We start from the raw sequence: 16,946 nt of genomic DNA on the forward strand, positions 1-16,946 counted from the left end.
ACAAATCCACGGTGAAAATCCCCAAGCCCTCCCATCGAATGAAAGGGCAAAAGTGGCCGACTTTTACGCCGCCCGCGACCGCACTGTGCCGCCGCTACCGTGGCCCAGTATTGCTCCGCCGTTCACAGGGCGCCCATGTTGATACCACGTTCAACATCACCGTTACCGGCGAGAACGACGCGCCGGATGCGTTGGACAGCTATGACCAGACCGCGGTGCCGTCCGGCACTGAGGATGATGCAACGGTCAGCTTCGATCTGGTGTCCCTGCTGGGGGCCGATATCGACCTCGACGCGGAGGACGACACCAGCACGCTGAGCTACTCCGCAACCGTCACGGGCACCGGCACGGTGTCCATCGTGGCAGGGTCTGGCGGGCCAGAGCTGGAATATGCAGTGCCCGGCGATCTGCAGGCGCTGAACGCAGGCCAGATCGAAACCATCACGGCCACGGTCACGGCAACCGATGCGCAGGGCGCAGCCGATAGTTTCGACGTTGTCTTTACCATTGAGGGCGTCAACGACGATCCGGTGATGATCGATGGCAGCGACAGCGCGGTCGAGGATGGCAGCGCGATCACGGTGGATCTTTCGGCTCTCGGGTCGGATGCGGATGCCGAGGACGACGGCAGCTCGCTGAGCTATGCCATCACCACGCCGTTGGGCGCTGGCGAAGGCAGCGCGACGATCACCGGCACGGAGCTGAGCTTTGATCCGGGGGCGGATTTCCAGGATCTGGCAGCAGGGGAAACCCGCGATATCACTCTGGGTGTCACGGCGACGGATGCGCAGTCTGGCACATCGAACGAAGGCACCGTCACCATCACCGTCACCGGTGTGAACGATGTGCCGACGTTGCAGGCGGGGACATTCTCGTTGGGCGAAGATGCCGGAGAGACCGGATTTGACCTGAGCGCGTTGGCCGCGGATGTGGACAGCGACGACACACCGGAAAGCCTGACCTACACGATCCTGTCGGGCCCGGCAGAGGGCACGGCGGCCATCGTTGTGACACCGGGTGGTGTCGAGCTGAGCTTCGATCCCGGCTCTGACTTCCAAAACCTTGACGATGGCGAAAGCCGTGATGTCACGGTGCGGGTGCAGGCCGTCGATGGCAACGGTGGCACGGTCGAGGCCGATATGGTCATCACGGTCACCGGCGACAACGACGCACCAAAGAGCGGCACCACCGTCGACAGCTTTACCGAGGCGGATGGCACCTTGGCAGTCGTTGCGGCCAACGTGTTGCTGAGCGAGGCGACAGATATCGACGATGAGCCGCTCACGGTGGTTGCGGCCAGCGTGGCGCAGAATGCAGGGTCCAGCGACCGCGACCTGGCGGGGGCCTTTATGGTGGCCGCGGATGGCGCGATCAGCTTTGATCTGGATCTGTTCGATGATCTGGACGACGGAGAGAGCGACGTCATCGTCTTTGATTACGAAATCAGCGATGGTGACGAGACAGTCGCAACATCGGTCAGCATAACGATTTCCGGCACCAATGATGCGCCGGTGATTGCAGACACCACGACGTCGGCGCAGGAAGACGGCGCGGCGATCACGGTGGATCTGCTGGCGCTGGCCTCGGATGTGGATGGCGACATCCTCAGCTTCTCGGCGGCTCCGCTGGCGCCGGGTCTGGGCAGCGTTTCGGTTTCGGGCAGCACGCTGACCTTTACGCCGGGACCTGATTTCCAGGATCTCGACGAGGGTGACGTTTTGCCAGTCGAAATCGTCGTCACCACCAGCGATGGCGATCTGACGGACACGGCGACCATCACGGTCAACGTGGCAGGCCAGAACGACGCGCCGGTCATCATTGCAACCGACGAGGACGGCACCTCCGATGTCTCCGAGGATGCTGCTGCGGGCGTCACGGTGATCGACCTTGCCACCATCACCTCTGATGTGGATGCAGATGATCTGCCCGCCGATCTGACCTATACGCTCGATGCAGGCTACACGGGTGGCGGTGTCTTCTCGCTGAACGGCACGGACCTGGTGTTTGACCCCAACGGTGATTTTGAATCGCTTGACGGGTCGGATGAGGCCGTCGTGACCATTGCGGTCACAGCGACGGACGCTCAGGGCGGCACTCAGACGGTGGATGTGTCGGTCCGAATAACCGGCGAAGAAGACGCGCCGGTTCTACTGGAGGCCGTCGGCGCGGTTGCGCTGGTGTCCGAAGATGCCACGGGCCCGGTCACGGTGCTTGATCTTGCGGCGCAGGCGTCGGATGCCGATGCGGGTGCGGTGCTCAGCTACTCCCTGGGCAGTTACACCGGGGCAGGGGCATTTGCCCTTGATGGGACCAACCTGACGTTTGATCCGTCGGGCGGGTTTGAGGCCCTGGCGGGGTCCGAAACGGACAGCGTCAGCATCGATGTGACCGTGACGGACGAGGATGGCAACTTTGATACCGTCACGTACACGGTGGACATTGATGGTGAAAACGATGCGGTGTCTGCTGGCGACACCATCGAAGACACCATCACCGAGGACGATGGCATCGTCAGCTATGATGTCTCGGCGCTTCTGGCCAATGCCACGGACATCGACACCTCGGACAATGCCACCCTGGCGATCAGCAACCTGACGCGCACCGATGGTGGCCGGGTGATTTCGAGCATGTCGCTGAACGACGGTACCGGGATTAGCTTCAACTCCGGGGCCTTCAACGATATGGCCGTTGGGGAAACCGAGGTCCTGACCTTCACTTACGATGTGATCGACGGAAACGGATCGGTTGATACCGGGACGGCAGAGATCACGGTGCAGGGTGTCAACGACGCGCCGAATATCTTCTACTCGAACTTCAACCTGTCGGGTGGCAAGGTCTCTGTGGATGAGGTCGTCGGTCAGACCGGCAACAGCGCCACGCGCACCGAAGGCAGCGGTGTCCTGACGTTCGTCGACCCAGACCTGAGCGATGGGGCGGATCTGTCGATCTCCCTTGATGCGATCCCAGGCCTGTCGGCGGCAGAGTTGGCCACTTTGTCCAATGCGATGCAGTTGACCCAGACGTCCTTCCCGGCAAACCCTTCGGGCAGCGCACGGACCTTTGGTGTGGTCTTCTCGATCACGGATGCCGATCTCGACTTCCTCGAAGATGGCGAGCAAATCACGGCCACTTATCGGGTGGCTGTGAATGATCGCAACGGCGCAAGCGACGAGCAGACAATTTCGGTGATCTTCAACGGTGCATCGGAATTCATTCCCGCCGTGGCCGGCGACGACACGATCCAAGTGTCCGAAGACGGTCCGGTTGTGGATCTCACGGCGGACTTGCTGGGCAATGACACCATCGACGCGGACGCAACTGCCGAGATCATTGCAGTGGATGACAGTGGCACCACGGGGACCGTCAGCCTGCTGGCGGGTGGTCAGGTCAACTACGATCCGAATGGGCAGTATGAGCATCTGGTCGCGGGCATGGTTGCCACGGACAGCTTTGTTTACACCGTCTCGGACGGGGAGGGTGGTTTTGACACGGCCACCGCCACGATCCAGATCCAGGGTGCCAATGATGCACCGGTGATTTCGGGCAGCACGGGTCTCATCTCGACGATAGAAAACGACCTGCAGGAGACACCGGTCCTGATCGGCGCAGACCTGACGGTTGTGGATCCAGACATCACGCAATTCGAAGATGGCAACCTGCTGGTTTCGATCACCGGGGCCACCGCCGATGACCGCCTGAGCGTCCGGACCTCGTCAACCTCCGGCGTCGGGATCGAAGTGTTCGGCGGTTTTGTCTTCCACGATCTGGTCAATATCGGCGCAATTTCCGGCGGTACCGGCACCACGCCCCTGTCCGTTTCACTGAACGCCAACGCCACGGCGGAACGTGTCACGGCCTTGTTGCAATCGCTTCAGGTACAGAACGTGTCGGATGAACCGCCGACCTTCCCGCGTGACGTCTCCATCGAGGTGACCGATGCCGAGGGCCTGCAGGACACAATCACCAAGCCTTTGCTCATCACACCTTCTCAGGATACCCCGGATGGGGCCGAGCCAGGCGAACTTTTGGTCAATGACGAGGGGTATGCAGTTCAGACCTATCCGAACCAGGACGATGGGGTTTCCTCGGTCTCGGTTGACGCCACGACCGTGACCCTCACCGGGAATGCCTGGAAAATGGCGGATGTCGACTTTGACGTTGTCAGGGGCACGGTTCTGACCTTCGACATGACCAGCACGGATACAGGTGAATTCCTGGCGATCGGGTTCGACACCAATGGTAATTACGATGGCATGATGGACCTGAGCTCGTTCATCCGTCTCGGCGGAACGGATGGCTCTCATCTGCCCTTCGCTGCCTTCAGAAGCTACACAACGCTTGGCGTCACCCAGAGCTATTCGCTGAACATTGGCGAGTGGTTCACCGGAGACTTTGAGCAGCTGGTCTTTGTGGCCGATGACGATGCGGACGGGTCGGGCAACATGACGATCTCGAATATCCAGATCTTCAACGACTTTGATCATTCCATCGAAGTTGACGGTCAGGAGTTCGAAATCACCAGCTTCGACGCCCGTCAGGACTTTGGCACCGTGACCGAAGTGGCCCCGGATGCGGTGACCACGACCGGCAATGCCTGGAAAAGCATCGACATCGGCGATGGTGTCATCGATGCCAACACGGTGCTGTCGTTTACCTTCAGTGCGACCGACCTGGGCGAACTGCAGGGGATTGCCTTGGAAAACAACGGCAAGCTGTCGCTGGAGCGGGTATTCCAGGTGGCGGGCAGCCAAAGCGAGAGCTTCTGGAACCGCGATTTTGCCGGGTACCAGATCGGTGACGGCGAAGTGACTTACGATATCCGCGTCGGTGATTACTTTGCCGCGGGTACGGAGTTCGACCGCATCGTTCTGGTCAATGATGATGACGCGGATGGTTCTGGTACGGCGACCTTCTCGAATATCGAAGTGCGTCAGGATCCGTTCACAGTCACAACCGATCTGTATGACACGGATGCGGGCGGCCAGATCAAAGAGCTTTTCCAAGGCGGCGACGGTGGTATCTTGCGTCTGGGCGGCGATGTTCAGCGCAGCCTCGATCTGGGATCGGTCGAGATTGACGCCAATACCCAGCTTACATTCCGTTTCCGCTCAGATGTCGAAGCGGATGTGGTGGCCATCGGTCTGGATGACAACGGCGCCCTTGATGCTGGGGACAGCTTTCAGTTCTACCAAATTGATGGCAGCGGTTCCTTTGGTCAGCAGGACGAAAACGGGGCCTACACGACCGGTGATGGCTTTGTCGAATACACGATCAACATCGGGGAGGATGTCGCGGGGACCTTTGATCGTCTGGTGCTGATGCAACAAGATGCTGCAGGCGATGCGAACAGCTACTTCGAAGACATCGTGCTCACCGGACTGGGCATGGACGATGATGTGCTGTCGATCCTCTGATACGGCGTGATCACTACGAAAAAGCGCTCCCGGCCAGTCATGGTCGGGGGCGTTTTGCTTAGGGCCTATGGCATTCTCGCGATCTTCAGCCACTTGGGTTGGCCAGCGCACTTCTGGCTCAAACTGCGGCATCGTCTGACCCACGTCCTTGCGGGACCCCGAGGGCCCTATGCAAACAGGTATCGGTTGAATGGCCATCCGTTCAGATACCTATAGACGCGGCGTCCGAAAGCAGGGCTCAAGCCATCTGCGCGTCCGCCAGCCAGAAAAATCAGGCCTCTCACTGCACGCTTTTCGACAGGTGAGTTGTGACATCAGGCTGAAATGAATGGGTCCCGAGCCTAAGCCGTTGCGGCACTGGTTTTGCACCGGGCGTTGTGCCCTATCGTGCGTTCGGTGAAATCTGGCACCCCTGAAAAAAAACGCTTTTGCTAGGCGTTTGGGGGCAGTGAAAGCTCACGCAGCCTCCTCTCCCTCCGACGCAGGGGTCATCAGGGTTTCGATCCCGGGGACCTGCGCCGAGGCAGCGGCGACAGTTTGGAACATGCCGTCCAGGTCCAGCATCGTCACGAACCGCCCATTGCAGCGCCCGATGCCCGAGACCAACCGCTCGTCCCAAGAGAAAAGCGCCGCCTCTGGCACTTCGCTCAGGGTGCCTTCATCCAGCCGCGTCACCTCGATCACCCGGTCCGCCTTGAGGGCGACCACCGCCCGCCGCCCTTCGCGGTTCAGCATAAGCACCACAATGCGGGTCGCCTCGGTATCGGGGTTGGATGGCAGGCCAAGGATCGTGCGCAGGTCGGCCAAGGCAACATCGTCGCCCCGCACGTCGATCACCCCGAGCAGATGCGGCGGTGCGTGGGGCAGCCGCGAGACGTCACACAGATCCAAGATTTCCTGCACCCGGTCCACCGGCACGGCGAACAGATCATCGCCGCATCCGAGCGTCACAATTTGCTGTGCTGCACTCATGCCGCACGCCCCTTGCGAGATCCGGCCAGGAAGTCTTGGTCCAGCGCGTCCTCGGGTGCCTCCATGTCGAAGTCGAAACCGCCGCCACTGCTCCGATCGCTACGTGCCTTCCTGGTCGCGGCGATCTTTCGCGCCACCGGGCGGATCGTCTGCTCACCCATCTGCATCTTGAAGAAAGCAATGGCCGTCTGCAGCTGCTCGGCTTGGCTCGCCAATTCCTCGGCGGTCGAAGACATCTCTTCTGACGCTGAGGTGTTCTCTTGTGTGACCTTGTCCAGTTGCTGGATCGCGATATTGACCTGCGTGGCTCCTGCAGCCTGTTCCTGGCTTGCGTTTGAAATCTCTGCCACGAGCGCCGAAGTCCGCTCGATATCGGGCACCAGACCGTCCAGCATCTCACCCGCTGCGCGTGCCGCGCGCACGGTATTTCCAGACAATTGGGAGATCTCGCCAGCAGCCGATTGGCTGCGTTCCGCCAGCTTGCGGACTTCGGAAGCCACGACCGCAAAGCCACGACCGTGTTCGCCGGCGCGGGCTGCCTCAACCGCGGCGTTCAAAGCCAGCAGATCCGTCTGGCGGGCAATTTCCTGTACGACCATGATCTTTTCGGCGATGGTCTGCATTGCCTCAACCGCCTTGGCAACCGCACTACCGCTTTCTTGGGCATCGGCGGCGGATTTGCGCGCCATCTTTTCAGTCTCGGCCGCGTTCTGGGCGCTCTGCTTGATGTTGGCGGTCATCTGCTCCATCGATGCGGAGGCTTCTTCGGTCGAGGATGCCTGCTCGGTGGCTCCTTGGCTCAACTGTTCGGCAGTGGCCGACATCTGCTCTGATCCCGAGGCGACGTTGCGCGCCGCACCCGACACGTTGCCGACCACCTCGCGCAGGCGTTCCACCATGGTATTCAGGGTGCGCATCAGGTCAGTCACTTCATCGTTGCCGCGCAGTTCTACGGTCTGTGTCAGGTCGCCCTTGGACACCGTGTTGGCAAGGTCGCCAGCACGGGCCAGCGCGCGGGAGATCGAAAGCACGATCCACAGCGCTGCGCAGGATCCGACCAGGATCGCAATCGTCAGTAGTGCGATGCTGGTGGTTCGCGATTTGGCATAGAGCGCGTGCGTTTGGAGAGCAGCCTCGTCCTGCATCTCTTGGTTCAGTTCGATGATCTGCTCCAGGTCCGCTTCCAAGGTCACCCAACTTTCGCGTCCCTCGTTCGCGAGGAGCCTGACGCCAAGCTCTGGCGTCCCGGCATCTTCAAATTGTGTGACACGGTCGTTGATTGTCGCCAGGGCATTTTTGTTTCGTTCAAACTGGTCCAGCTGCGCCTTGCCTTCCGCGGTTGCGATTTCATAAAGTCGGTCAAAAGTTTGCTTGCTTTCAGACCGCTGTGCTTCTTTTCGGGAATTGATTTCACGGCGCTGCGTGTCGGTTGTTGCCAATATGTATTCACGCACGTCACGTTGCACTCGAAGCTGCTGTGACCACAATACTCCGGCCAGCCTGACCCTTTCGGAACTGCCTTCCACGATTTCAGTGATGGAGTCATTCATACGACCCATGTCCCGGATCGCCATGAGCTGTCCAACTGCAGCGAGTGCCAAGACGACGAAGAAGGTAGCCGCCAGTTTTGCCTTGATGGTAAGTCTCATGCTTCAGTTTCCTTCTTCGATTTGTTTCGCCGCAATGCCCTTCGGGCAGAATTGCTGGAAAATTGCTTCAAGATTGGGCAGCAGCAGGAACTCATCTTCTTGCTTGCCGATGCCTCGGACAAATTCGGGGGGCCATCGCAGGCCGACGCTGGGCACGTCGTCGAGCGTCGAAACGTCGAGGACTGTGACCTCGTGCACTTTGTCGGCCGTGATCGCGACAGTAATCGTTTCGCCGTTCAGCGGCAGGTCGAGCACCAGCATGCGTGTGTCCGCGTCCGGGTCCGTGCGCGGCATGCCGAAGGCGACCTTCAGGTCGGTCAAAGGGACGACGACGCCGCGCACGTTGATCAGTCCGCTGGAAAACGGTGTGGACTGTGGCACGCGCGTGACCGCGACCGGTTCCAGGATCTCGCGCAGGCAGTCGGCAGGCAGAGCCATCCATTCGCCTCCGAGCCGCAGCGTTACCACGTCGATGTGTTGATCGGTTATGACGTCGATCTGATGAACTGCATTCATGCCGCGTTCTCCCGCCGCGCCCGGTCCTCGATCAGGCGGCCTGTGGCGACCAGCTGCGCCACGTCCAGGATCAAAGCGACCGTGCCGTCGCCCAGGATCGTGGCGCCGGAAAAGCTCTTGAGGCCTGCGTGCAGTGGAGACAGCTGCTTGATGACCGTCTGATTGTTGCCGATGATGTTGTCCACGACCAGACCGACGCGCGCGCCGGTGGACGAGATGATCACCACCTTCTGATACTCCGTGGGCTGAACCGTCACGTCGAAAAGCGCGCGCAGCCGCAGGAACGGAACCAGCCCGCCGCGAATGTTCAGGAAGGATGAATTGCTGTGTTCGCAGACATGACTTTCGGGAAGTTCCACGCACTCCTCCACCGCGGCCAGCGGGATGGTATAAAGTTCGCCGCCCACCTCGATCAGAAGCCCGTCGATGATCGCCAGCGTCAGTGGCAGCCGCAGTCGTACCGTCGTGCCGTGCCCGGGTTCAGACTCCAGATCGATTTGCCCGCGCAGGGACGCGATGGTGCGCTTGACAACATCCATGCCAACGCCGCGCCCCGAAAGCTCGGTGACCGTGCTCATCGTCGAAAAGCCTGGCTCGAAGATCATCCGGTAAAGGTCGCTTTCCGACAGGTCGGCATCTTGTGCCATCAATCCAGCCTCTATGGCCCTCGCGCGGATTTTCCCGGCGTCAAGGCCGCGGCCGTCGTCGCGGATCGTGATGACCACCTCGGCGCCGGCATATTCTGCCGACAGCTCGATCGTGCCAACCGTCGGTTTGCCTGCCGCGAGCCGCGCCTCGGACGTTTCCAGCCCGTGATCCGCGCAGTTGCGCAGAATGTGCACGAGCGGGTCGGCCAGAAGCTCGATCACTGTCTTGTCGAGTTCGGTATCCTCGCCTCGGGTCCGAAAGCGCATCTGCTTGCCCAATGTTGCGGATAGGTCGCGGATCAGTCGCTGGAACCGTCCCAGGATCGACGACATTGGCACCATGCGGATCGACATGGTTGAATCGCGCAAACCAGCGGCCAGTCGCTGGATATCCTCGGCCACCGCCATCAGCGTTGCGTCGCCCGAACACTGTGCCAGCGCCTGCAGCCGCGCCTCGGCGATGACAAGTTCTCCGACCCGGTCCATCATATCGTCTAGCCTGTCGGTCGCCACGCGCATCGTGTTGCCGGTAGCCTTGCCGACGCCCGGAGCAGGGGACGTGGCCACTGCATCCAACCCCTGATTGTCATCAGCCTTAGTTGCAGGGGGCGTTTCGGATAGTGGCGCAATTTCCAGTGCCATGTCATCGCGGGTAAACAGAAACACCGCTTCGATATCTGACGAAGTGACGGCGCCCTCGATCTCGACATCCCATCCGATCAGGCACGCGGTCGGGTCCAGCTGGTCGATCGGCGGTATGCGGTCTACTAACGCCCGGACCTTTGTCGGCCCAAGCTCGCGCAGTTCGTCAAGAAAGCCCTCTGGATCGTGACCGCGCATCAGCGCGTCCTCAGACAGCCGGAAGGTCACCCGGCAGCCTTCGGCAACCTTGCCCGCTGGTGCCTCTTCTCCGTCTTCGCCCTTGTCGCTGCCATCAAGACACCTTTGCAACCGGTCGAGGATATCGGCACTGGCTGCGGCGTCCGCCTTGGGGTCGTCCAGCAGGCACAGGATCTGGTCGCAAGCCTGCAACGACAGTTCGATCAGCGCGGTGGTTATCGCCACCTTGCCTTGTCGCAAGCGGTCGAAAGCCGTCTCGAATTCATGCACGAACATAGCAAGTTCGTGAAAGCCGAACATCGCGCCCGATCCCTTTACCGTATGCAGATCGCGAAACACGGCGTTGATGCGATCCCGGTCCTCAGGGTCGGTCTCGAGAGCCATCAAACCAGATTCAATCGACTGCACCAGTTCGCTCGCCTCCTGGCGATATACGTCGGCACCAAGGTCTTCCTGATCGTTCATGCCTTCACCATCTTGCTGACGACCGCCAGCAGTTTGGCTTGATCAAACGGCTTTACTATCCAGCCGGTTGCACCTGCCGCACGCGCCTGCTGGACGATGCCGGCGTCACTTTCGGTCGAGATGAAAACGACCGGCACCCCTGCGGATTCCGGCATCTGGCGGAATTTCCGAATGAAGCCGATGCCATCAAGCCGTGGCATATTCTGGTCCGTCAGCACCGCATCCGGATTGCAAGTCCGTGCCTGATCAAGCCCGTTCTGTCCGTCAACAGCCTCGACCACCTTGTAGCCGGCCCCGGTGAGCGTCATCTTCACCATCAGCCGTACGGACGCGGAGTCGTCGATCGCGAGTATCGTTTTTGTCACGGGGTCAGTTCCTTTTCAGTGTGGCACTGCCAGGTTTTTCGTCAGGACTCTCACTCGAACTTGGAGCCAGGTCGGGCTCGTACGTTATCTCGTCTGCGCAATGCGCCGCCTCGAGCCCGAATGCCTTCAGCAGCCGCATCAACTGGCCGTCTTCCGGCGCGATAAGGCGAAGGCACTTGCCCTCGGTTTCGGCGCTCCAGCGCGCGGCGAGAAGTATCTGCATAAGAGGCAGGCCGCCCTCGCGCAGGCGTCCTGCATCGAGGCTGGGGGCAGGGGAGGTCCGGATGTAACGCGCCAGATCCTTTGCGATCTTCGGTGCCGAAGCGATATCCACGACCTCCGGTATCATGTAATGTGTATCGTTCATTCGAGACTTCGCTTTATGAATATAACCTGGCCCGACAGATATTTTGATTTTCACGAGTGAATATTTTGTTATTTTGGCTCTATGCGATTGGCGTAAATAAATTGATTTTTCGAAAGACGAATATGCTCAAAATTTTATGGGACCGGGGTAATTGGATTGAGGCGGTGAATTAATGGATGTCGACGGCTTTTTGTGCAAATCGCGTGGTCAATTCATCTTGTGAATTCAGTTAGCTAGCCTGAATGTATAAGCGAGCCGACACCCCCAACCTGCAAGACCAAGAACCAGTCAGCTTACAACGAGGCGCTCTAGCGCGCCGTTTCACGACCTCTCTACCGATCCGTCGGACGGCAGGGTGTTTCACAGGAATGTCGCGCGAGAGGATGAAGGGAGGCAGGCGTTGCGGAATAGATCCAGTTGATCTTTTCAGCTTTGAAAGAGCGGTGTGCCGGGTATGTCCGACATGGCTTTGCGGCAACCAACCGGCTTCGTCGAGGGTCTGGTACACTGCTCGGTCTGAACTGGCAGGTGGCGGACTTCAGAGCGCTGCCCCTCCCCCCCCGTCAGAAAACTTTCGCGGAGCATGTCCCGTATTGCAGCATTCCCGAGATCACTCCCTCCCGGAATTTATGCAAAAAGAGCCCGCATCAAGGTTTGGATAGGGTTTCTCAAGACTGGAGGTGAAGCCTTCGCAGCATGATCGAGCCTCTGGGGATCATGTCAGAATATTGCTCCAGTTCAGTGATATTTTGGCGTGCGACATGAAGTTAGAAAAAGAAATCGTCGTCCGGAACATCTCCCGCGGTTTCTTCAGCTTGATGCTGGCCAGTTCGAAAATCGGCTGCATCGTCGGGATAAAAGTGGCCGAATATTTCGCGCTCGGCCTCGATGGTGAAGCACGCATAAATTTGGGCAAGCACATCATGCGACTGAGGGTCTCCCGATCCCGTGCCCGTTGGCAGCCGAGCTGCAAGATCACCGAGCCGCTCGGTATGCGCCCGCGCAGGCGCAAAGTCGAATTCAAGTCGCGCGACCCGGCCTCTGATTTTACCGATGACGGTCTGCAGGGGGCTCAGGTCGTGGACCACTCGCTCGATCAACGGATTAATTCGCATCGACAGGGTGGTGGGCACCTGGATCGATCGGGTGATAATCTCTTCGGATTCGGTCGTGATCTGCCGCCCTAGCGTGCCTATCCTCAGCATCGTCTCGCGTATGCGGGCGAAGCTGTCGCTGGTGTCCTGTGCCACAAACTGGATCTGTTCCGCGACCACCTTCAGAGGCGTGCCGTCGTCACCGAGCCGGGCACAGGCAAGCACCGCGTTCATGCCAATCTGCTTGATGTTGAACTGCACTTCCTCACCCTCGTGCGTCAACGCATTGAATTGATCCAGCTCTTCGTGCAGCATCCGGTCGAGCTCGCGCGTTCGCTCCTGCATCGGCCGCACGGTTTCGAGTGTCTGCGCGATCCGAGCGGACCCATCCAACAGAGTGTCCGCGTCCAGCGCATGGTCAGTCGTCCCGGCGAAATCCGCAAGATGTTTGTCAACAAGGGTTTGCAGACTGTCCGTCAGAACCGCGATGTTGGATTCCAGCCGAGCCACGCTGCCCGACTGTTCGCGCGCGGCATCTGTAAGCAGCGTTGCTGCCATGGGTGGCAGCAGCCCGCCGTCGCCGGTCATGGTTTCCAGGATGTTGGCCACATGTTCCAACCGCTGGCGCGTTGCGTCGCCGACCTGCAGGCCCTCGACGGCCTGAGCTGTGGCGGATTGAATGGCCTGCACCTGCCGCGCCATCTCATCGCTCGCTCCCGCGATTGCGCGCACGTTGCGCTCGAAATCGCTCACATCGGCGATCAACGCACCGAAGGCAGTGCAGACGACGCCGTTCACTGTGGCGCCGACCTCACCGATCATGTGCTCGACCTGTGTGACGGACGCGCGAATGCCGCGAATTGCACCCTCGAACTGGTGCAGCAACTCTTGCATCTGGCCCACGATGCGCGACCCATCGTCGGTCAGACTGCTCAGGCGCTGTTCCTGTATCAGCATCGACGACAGCACCACTCGCGCGTTTACCATCACGAACCGCGTGGTCATGACCGAGCGGCGGACAGAGCTGACCTCCTTGTCGAGCGTGAGGATCATGTCATTCAATCCCTTGATCCGCCCGAAAATTTCGTGAAATCCAGTGCTGAGGTCGGCAAACGTCTCGGGTTGGGTGCAAGCCTGTTCGCGCAGCCGGTCCATGACATCCTCGCGCCCAAGGGCCGCCAGCGAATCCACCGCTGCCAGCGCGGCACTCAGCAGGTCCGACACCTCAAGCAACTGTTCGCCGGTGGACAGAAAAACTTCCTCGGTTGCGTCGCGCAGCCGCAACACATCGTCCGACAGGGCGGTATGCGCTCCGTCGAGGTGGTGTACCTGCTGTTTTTGATGTGCGGCAGTCATCGCGCCACGCGACCCGGTTTGACCGCAAGCTGTGCGTGGCTGTCGATCTCCTTGGCGATACGCTGCAGTGCCACGACCTTGTCGACGCCGCCGGCATCGATCGCTTCGCGCGGCATGCCCCAGACGACGCTGGACGCTTCGTCCTGCGCCACGGTGCGCGCGCCCGAGGCATGCATTTCTGCCATGCCGGCCGCACCGTCGTCGCCCATTCCGGTCATGATGATCCCCAACGCGTTCGCGCCCGCCGCTTGCGCAACGGAACGAAAAAGCACATCGACCGAAGGCCGGTGACGGCTGACATAGGGCCCATCGACGACATCCACCCGATAGCTGGTGCCACTGCGGCGCAATATCATGTGATGGTTGCCCGGCGCGATCAGCGCCGTTCCGCGGGTCATGACATCGCCGTTCTCGGCCTCGCGGACCTCGATCCGGCAGAGCGAATTCAGTCGATTGGCGAAAGCATGGGTGAATTTCTCGGGCATATGCTGCACAACTGCGATGGCAGGAGCCTCGGCAGGCAGGGCGGTCAGCACATCGCGCAGCGCTTCGGTCCCCCCGGTGGAGGCGCCGATGGCGACAATGGGCATGGTTTCGGGAACAGGCTTGGGTGGTCGATGTGGCAGTACGACGTCAGCGCTGTACTTCTCTCCAGGGATGAGGGCCGGAGCGGGACGGCGTGTCGCATCACCATGCCGGCTGGACGCCGCGGCGCGCAACGCGTCGCCGATCTGCACTGCTGCCTCGGCCCGAGCCACCTGCGTATCGAGCCGCGGTTTCGCCAACACCTCGGCCGCGCCGAGATCCAGCGCCTTGAGCGCGCCCTGCGAGCCCGCTTCGGTGTAGCTGGAACACACGACCACAGGCATGGGGCGCTGGGACATGATCTTTTTCAGGAAGGTCAGCCCATCCATGTTTGGCAATTCCAGATCCAGAAGTATCACGTCCGGCAGGCCTTTCTTCATCCGTTCAACCGCGATGAAAGGGTCCGAGGCGGTCGCGAAAAGTGACAGCCCGGCATCGGCGCGGATGATCGCAGAAAAGGCACTGCGTACGGTGGCGCTGTCGTCGACGACAAGGACGTTGATTTGGCGGTTCGGCATCAGCTTAGTCCTTGCAGAAGACGGCGGGCGCGATCTGTGTCAGCGATGGCTGGCTCACAATCATACTTTCGGAATGGCCAACAAACAGATGGCCGCGCGGGGCCAGGTGATCCACCATGCGGCTGATCACCTTGGCCTGATCGCGGGCGTCGAAGTAGATCAGCACATTTCGCAGAAAGATGACGTCGATATTCCGGTCGATCGGGCAGTCATGGCTCAGCAGGTTGATCTGCTGGAACTGCACCCGGCGGCGCAGTTCCGGCACCACGCGCCATTCGCCCTTTCGGCGGCCGATGCCTTCCATCAGGTGATGGGCTTGATTGGCGGCCGGCACCGGCGCGATCTCGGCCTGATTGTAGACAGCTGCGCGCGCACGGTCGAGAACCTTGAGATTTATGTCGGTTCCAAGGATGCCCCACTCGAAAGCACCATGGCGGGTCGCATAATCGGCCAACACCATCGCCGCGGTATAGGCCTCCATGCCTGAGGATGCTGCCGCGCTCCAGATCTTGAACATTGAGGCGCGGCCCGTGGCCGGACGCCGCTTCAACCGATCGGGCAGGATCGTCCCTGCCAGCAGCCGGAAATGCTCAGCTTCACGAAAGAAATCGGTCTTGTTGGTCGTCACCGCATCGAAGATCACGTCCAGCTCGCCTTCCAGCGCCCCCTCGTCAAAGAGGTAGGTGAAATACTGGTCCACCGATGCAAGCCGCAGCTCGGTCATGCGCCGCCGCAGACGGCTTTCGACCATCACACGCTTGTTTTGCGGCAGGCGCACCCCGATTTCATCCTTCACAATCTGTGAAAAACGCTCGAAACGCTTGTCCGAGGATGTCTCTGCCGTTGCGACGCTGGTGGCCATTTCGTTCACGCAGCTTCCTTCCAGATTTCTGACGTGGCCTTGGGGTAGCGAAAGAGCAGGTGGGCGCCGGATGTATAGACGTCCGAATTGGCTCCATTGCCCAGATTTGTTCGCATTTTCACGAAGGCCCCGTCGTCGCGCCGCCGTTCAATGATGACCACGATTGCTGCGATCTTTGAAGCGGCGGAAAGATACCATTTGATCAGTTTAAGCTGGGTCGCATGTTCCATGACGTTGCCAATTCTACCGAACCTGTCCATGAACCTCGCATGTTCGACTGCAAGGAAATCGTTTTTAATCGGGTTGAGACGCCACAGGCCCTCCGAATTTGATTATCCTCTCTGCAAAGGTCGATAATGATCACCGGTTTCAGGCGCGGCTTGGCTGCAACTTCGATACGTGCGGAGTGGTCGAAGGCGAAGGCCACAAATACCCACCCAATTCTCACACCCCGAAAATCGCATTCAACAAACGTATGCGGCATAGAAATTAAAACGGTACTAACCGGCGTGGCTGCACATATCGGTCGAGACAATTCATATTATAAATCCTGAGTGTTGGCTGAGGACATGCCAAATCCCTTTGCTATTCGATACCGCACATTCAATTGGCTCGGTTATGGCGAGTCGTGTTTCGCTTTAGCTCCGGTTGGGTCCGGACCTGATCTGTCAGGCAGCGAAGTCCGCCAAGCGTGTTCACCCCGAGACCGATGGGATGGGCCATTTTACCTGACCAAGTAGACAAAACGGGTTGGGAACACCTCAACAGACCACGCGTTGGCGCGTGTCGCCCAACCGGAGGTGAATTATACGCGCCCGTCGGCAGAACAGGGGGGCATGGCCGGACACTTGAAAATGTCGCACCTTCAGCCTTCGTGGTGGCGAGGGCCATGCCACGCACCGTTGTCAATCGCACCCAACGGCTGGACGCATTGGCCGGTGAGACTTGGGCAATACGAGGGGGCAGCGCGGTGCGCATCGTATCCACGCGAAGCGACGAGCCCAAGGCCACGTGCATTGCGTAAGACGCTTGCCACGTCGATGCCGTTGAAATGAAATCATCCGCCTCGCCGCAGGCGGCGCGTGCGCGTGCCCACAAATGGAAATCATTCCTTTGCGATGGTTTCCAATCTGCTGAAAGGCACTTTCAAGATCGTTGTGCCTGATACAGGGCTTTGTTGCACAAATCGCTTCAGGGATTCACTGTGTGAATCCGGCATGATAGCTGGGCGACATGAGCAGTTGGGCCCCTACGAAGTACAAGACCAGGAACTGGCCTTCGTACAACACATCGCTG

Annotated in this window: 11 protein-coding genes; 1 reads left to right on the forward strand and 10 read right to left on the reverse strand. The window is 59.9% G+C overall.

What is annotated here, in order from left to right; translation table 11 throughout:
* Positions 1 to 38: 38 nt before the first annotated feature.
* Positions 39 to 5,414: a beta strand repeat-containing protein gene (locus tag J4E08_RS24040; protein ID WP_349540670.1), complete on the forward strand. Its 5,376-nt coding sequence runs from the start codon at positions 39 to 41 to the stop codon at positions 5,412 to 5,414.
* Between the two features lie 456 nt (positions 5,415 to 5,870).
* On the opposite strand, the gene J4E08_RS24045 is transcribed toward J4E08_RS24040, so the two are convergent.
* From J4E08_RS24045 to J4E08_RS24090, 10 genes are all read right to left on the reverse strand, one after another.
* Positions 5,871 to 6,386: a chemotaxis protein CheW gene (locus tag J4E08_RS24045; RefSeq protein ID WP_349540671.1), complete on the reverse strand. Its 516-nt coding sequence runs from the start codon at positions 6,384 to 6,386 to the stop codon at positions 5,871 to 5,873.
* Positions 6,383 to 8,035 (reverse strand): methyl-accepting chemotaxis protein, encoded by a 1,653-nt coding sequence (locus J4E08_RS24050; RefSeq protein WP_349540672.1) that lies wholly within the window; start codon positions 8,033 to 8,035, stop codon positions 6,383 to 6,385. Before J4E08_RS24050 ends, J4E08_RS24045 begins: the two co-directional genes overlap by 4 nt.
* A 3-nt stretch (positions 8,036 to 8,038) precedes the next feature.
* Positions 8,039 to 8,551, reverse strand: coding sequence for a chemotaxis protein CheW (locus J4E08_RS24055; protein ID WP_349540673.1), 513 nt, complete (start codon positions 8,549 to 8,551; stop codon positions 8,039 to 8,041).
* Positions 8,548 to 10,503 (reverse strand): chemotaxis protein CheA, encoded by a 1,956-nt coding sequence (locus tag J4E08_RS24060; RefSeq protein WP_349540674.1) that lies wholly within the window; start codon positions 10,501 to 10,503, stop codon positions 8,548 to 8,550. Before J4E08_RS24060 ends, J4E08_RS24055 begins: the two co-directional genes overlap by 4 nt.
* The gene (locus J4E08_RS24065) at positions 10,500 to 10,868 is read right to left on the reverse strand and encodes a response regulator (protein WP_183970407.1); all 369 of its coding nucleotides are present in this window, start codon (positions 10,866 to 10,868) and stop codon (positions 10,500 to 10,502) included. The genes J4E08_RS24060 and J4E08_RS24065 overlap by 4 nt, the downstream gene beginning before the upstream one ends.
* Before the next feature lie 4 nt (positions 10,869 to 10,872).
* Complete coding sequence (locus J4E08_RS24070; protein WP_349540675.1) at positions 10,873 to 11,235, reverse strand: STAS domain-containing protein; 363 nt, start codon at positions 11,233 to 11,235, stop codon at positions 10,873 to 10,875.
* Between the two features lie 767 nt (positions 11,236 to 12,002).
* Positions 12,003 to 13,685 (reverse strand): methyl-accepting chemotaxis protein, encoded by a 1,683-nt coding sequence (locus tag J4E08_RS24075; protein WP_349540676.1) that lies wholly within the window; start codon positions 13,683 to 13,685, stop codon positions 12,003 to 12,005.
* Positions 13,682 to 14,788, reverse strand: coding sequence for a protein-glutamate methylesterase/protein-glutamine glutaminase (locus J4E08_RS24080; RefSeq protein ID WP_349540677.1), 1,107 nt, complete (start codon positions 14,786 to 14,788; stop codon positions 13,682 to 13,684). The genes J4E08_RS24075 and J4E08_RS24080 overlap by 4 nt, the downstream gene beginning before the upstream one ends.
* 4 nt (positions 14,789 to 14,792) lie before the next feature.
* Positions 14,793 to 15,650: a CheR family methyltransferase gene (locus J4E08_RS24085; protein ID WP_183966424.1), complete on the reverse strand. Its 858-nt coding sequence runs from the start codon at positions 15,648 to 15,650 to the stop codon at positions 14,793 to 14,795.
* Positions 15,651 to 15,655: 5 nt separating this feature from the next.
* Positions 15,656 to 15,910 (reverse strand): hypothetical protein, encoded by a 255-nt coding sequence (locus J4E08_RS24090; RefSeq protein WP_349540678.1) that lies wholly within the window; start codon positions 15,908 to 15,910, stop codon positions 15,656 to 15,658.
* Positions 15,911 to 16,946: the final 1,036 nt, after the last annotated feature.

The sequence above is a fragment of the Sagittula sp. NFXS13 genome, assembly GCF_040148795.1.
Lineage (GTDB): Bacteria > Pseudomonadota > Alphaproteobacteria > Rhodobacterales > Rhodobacteraceae > Sagittula > Sagittula marina.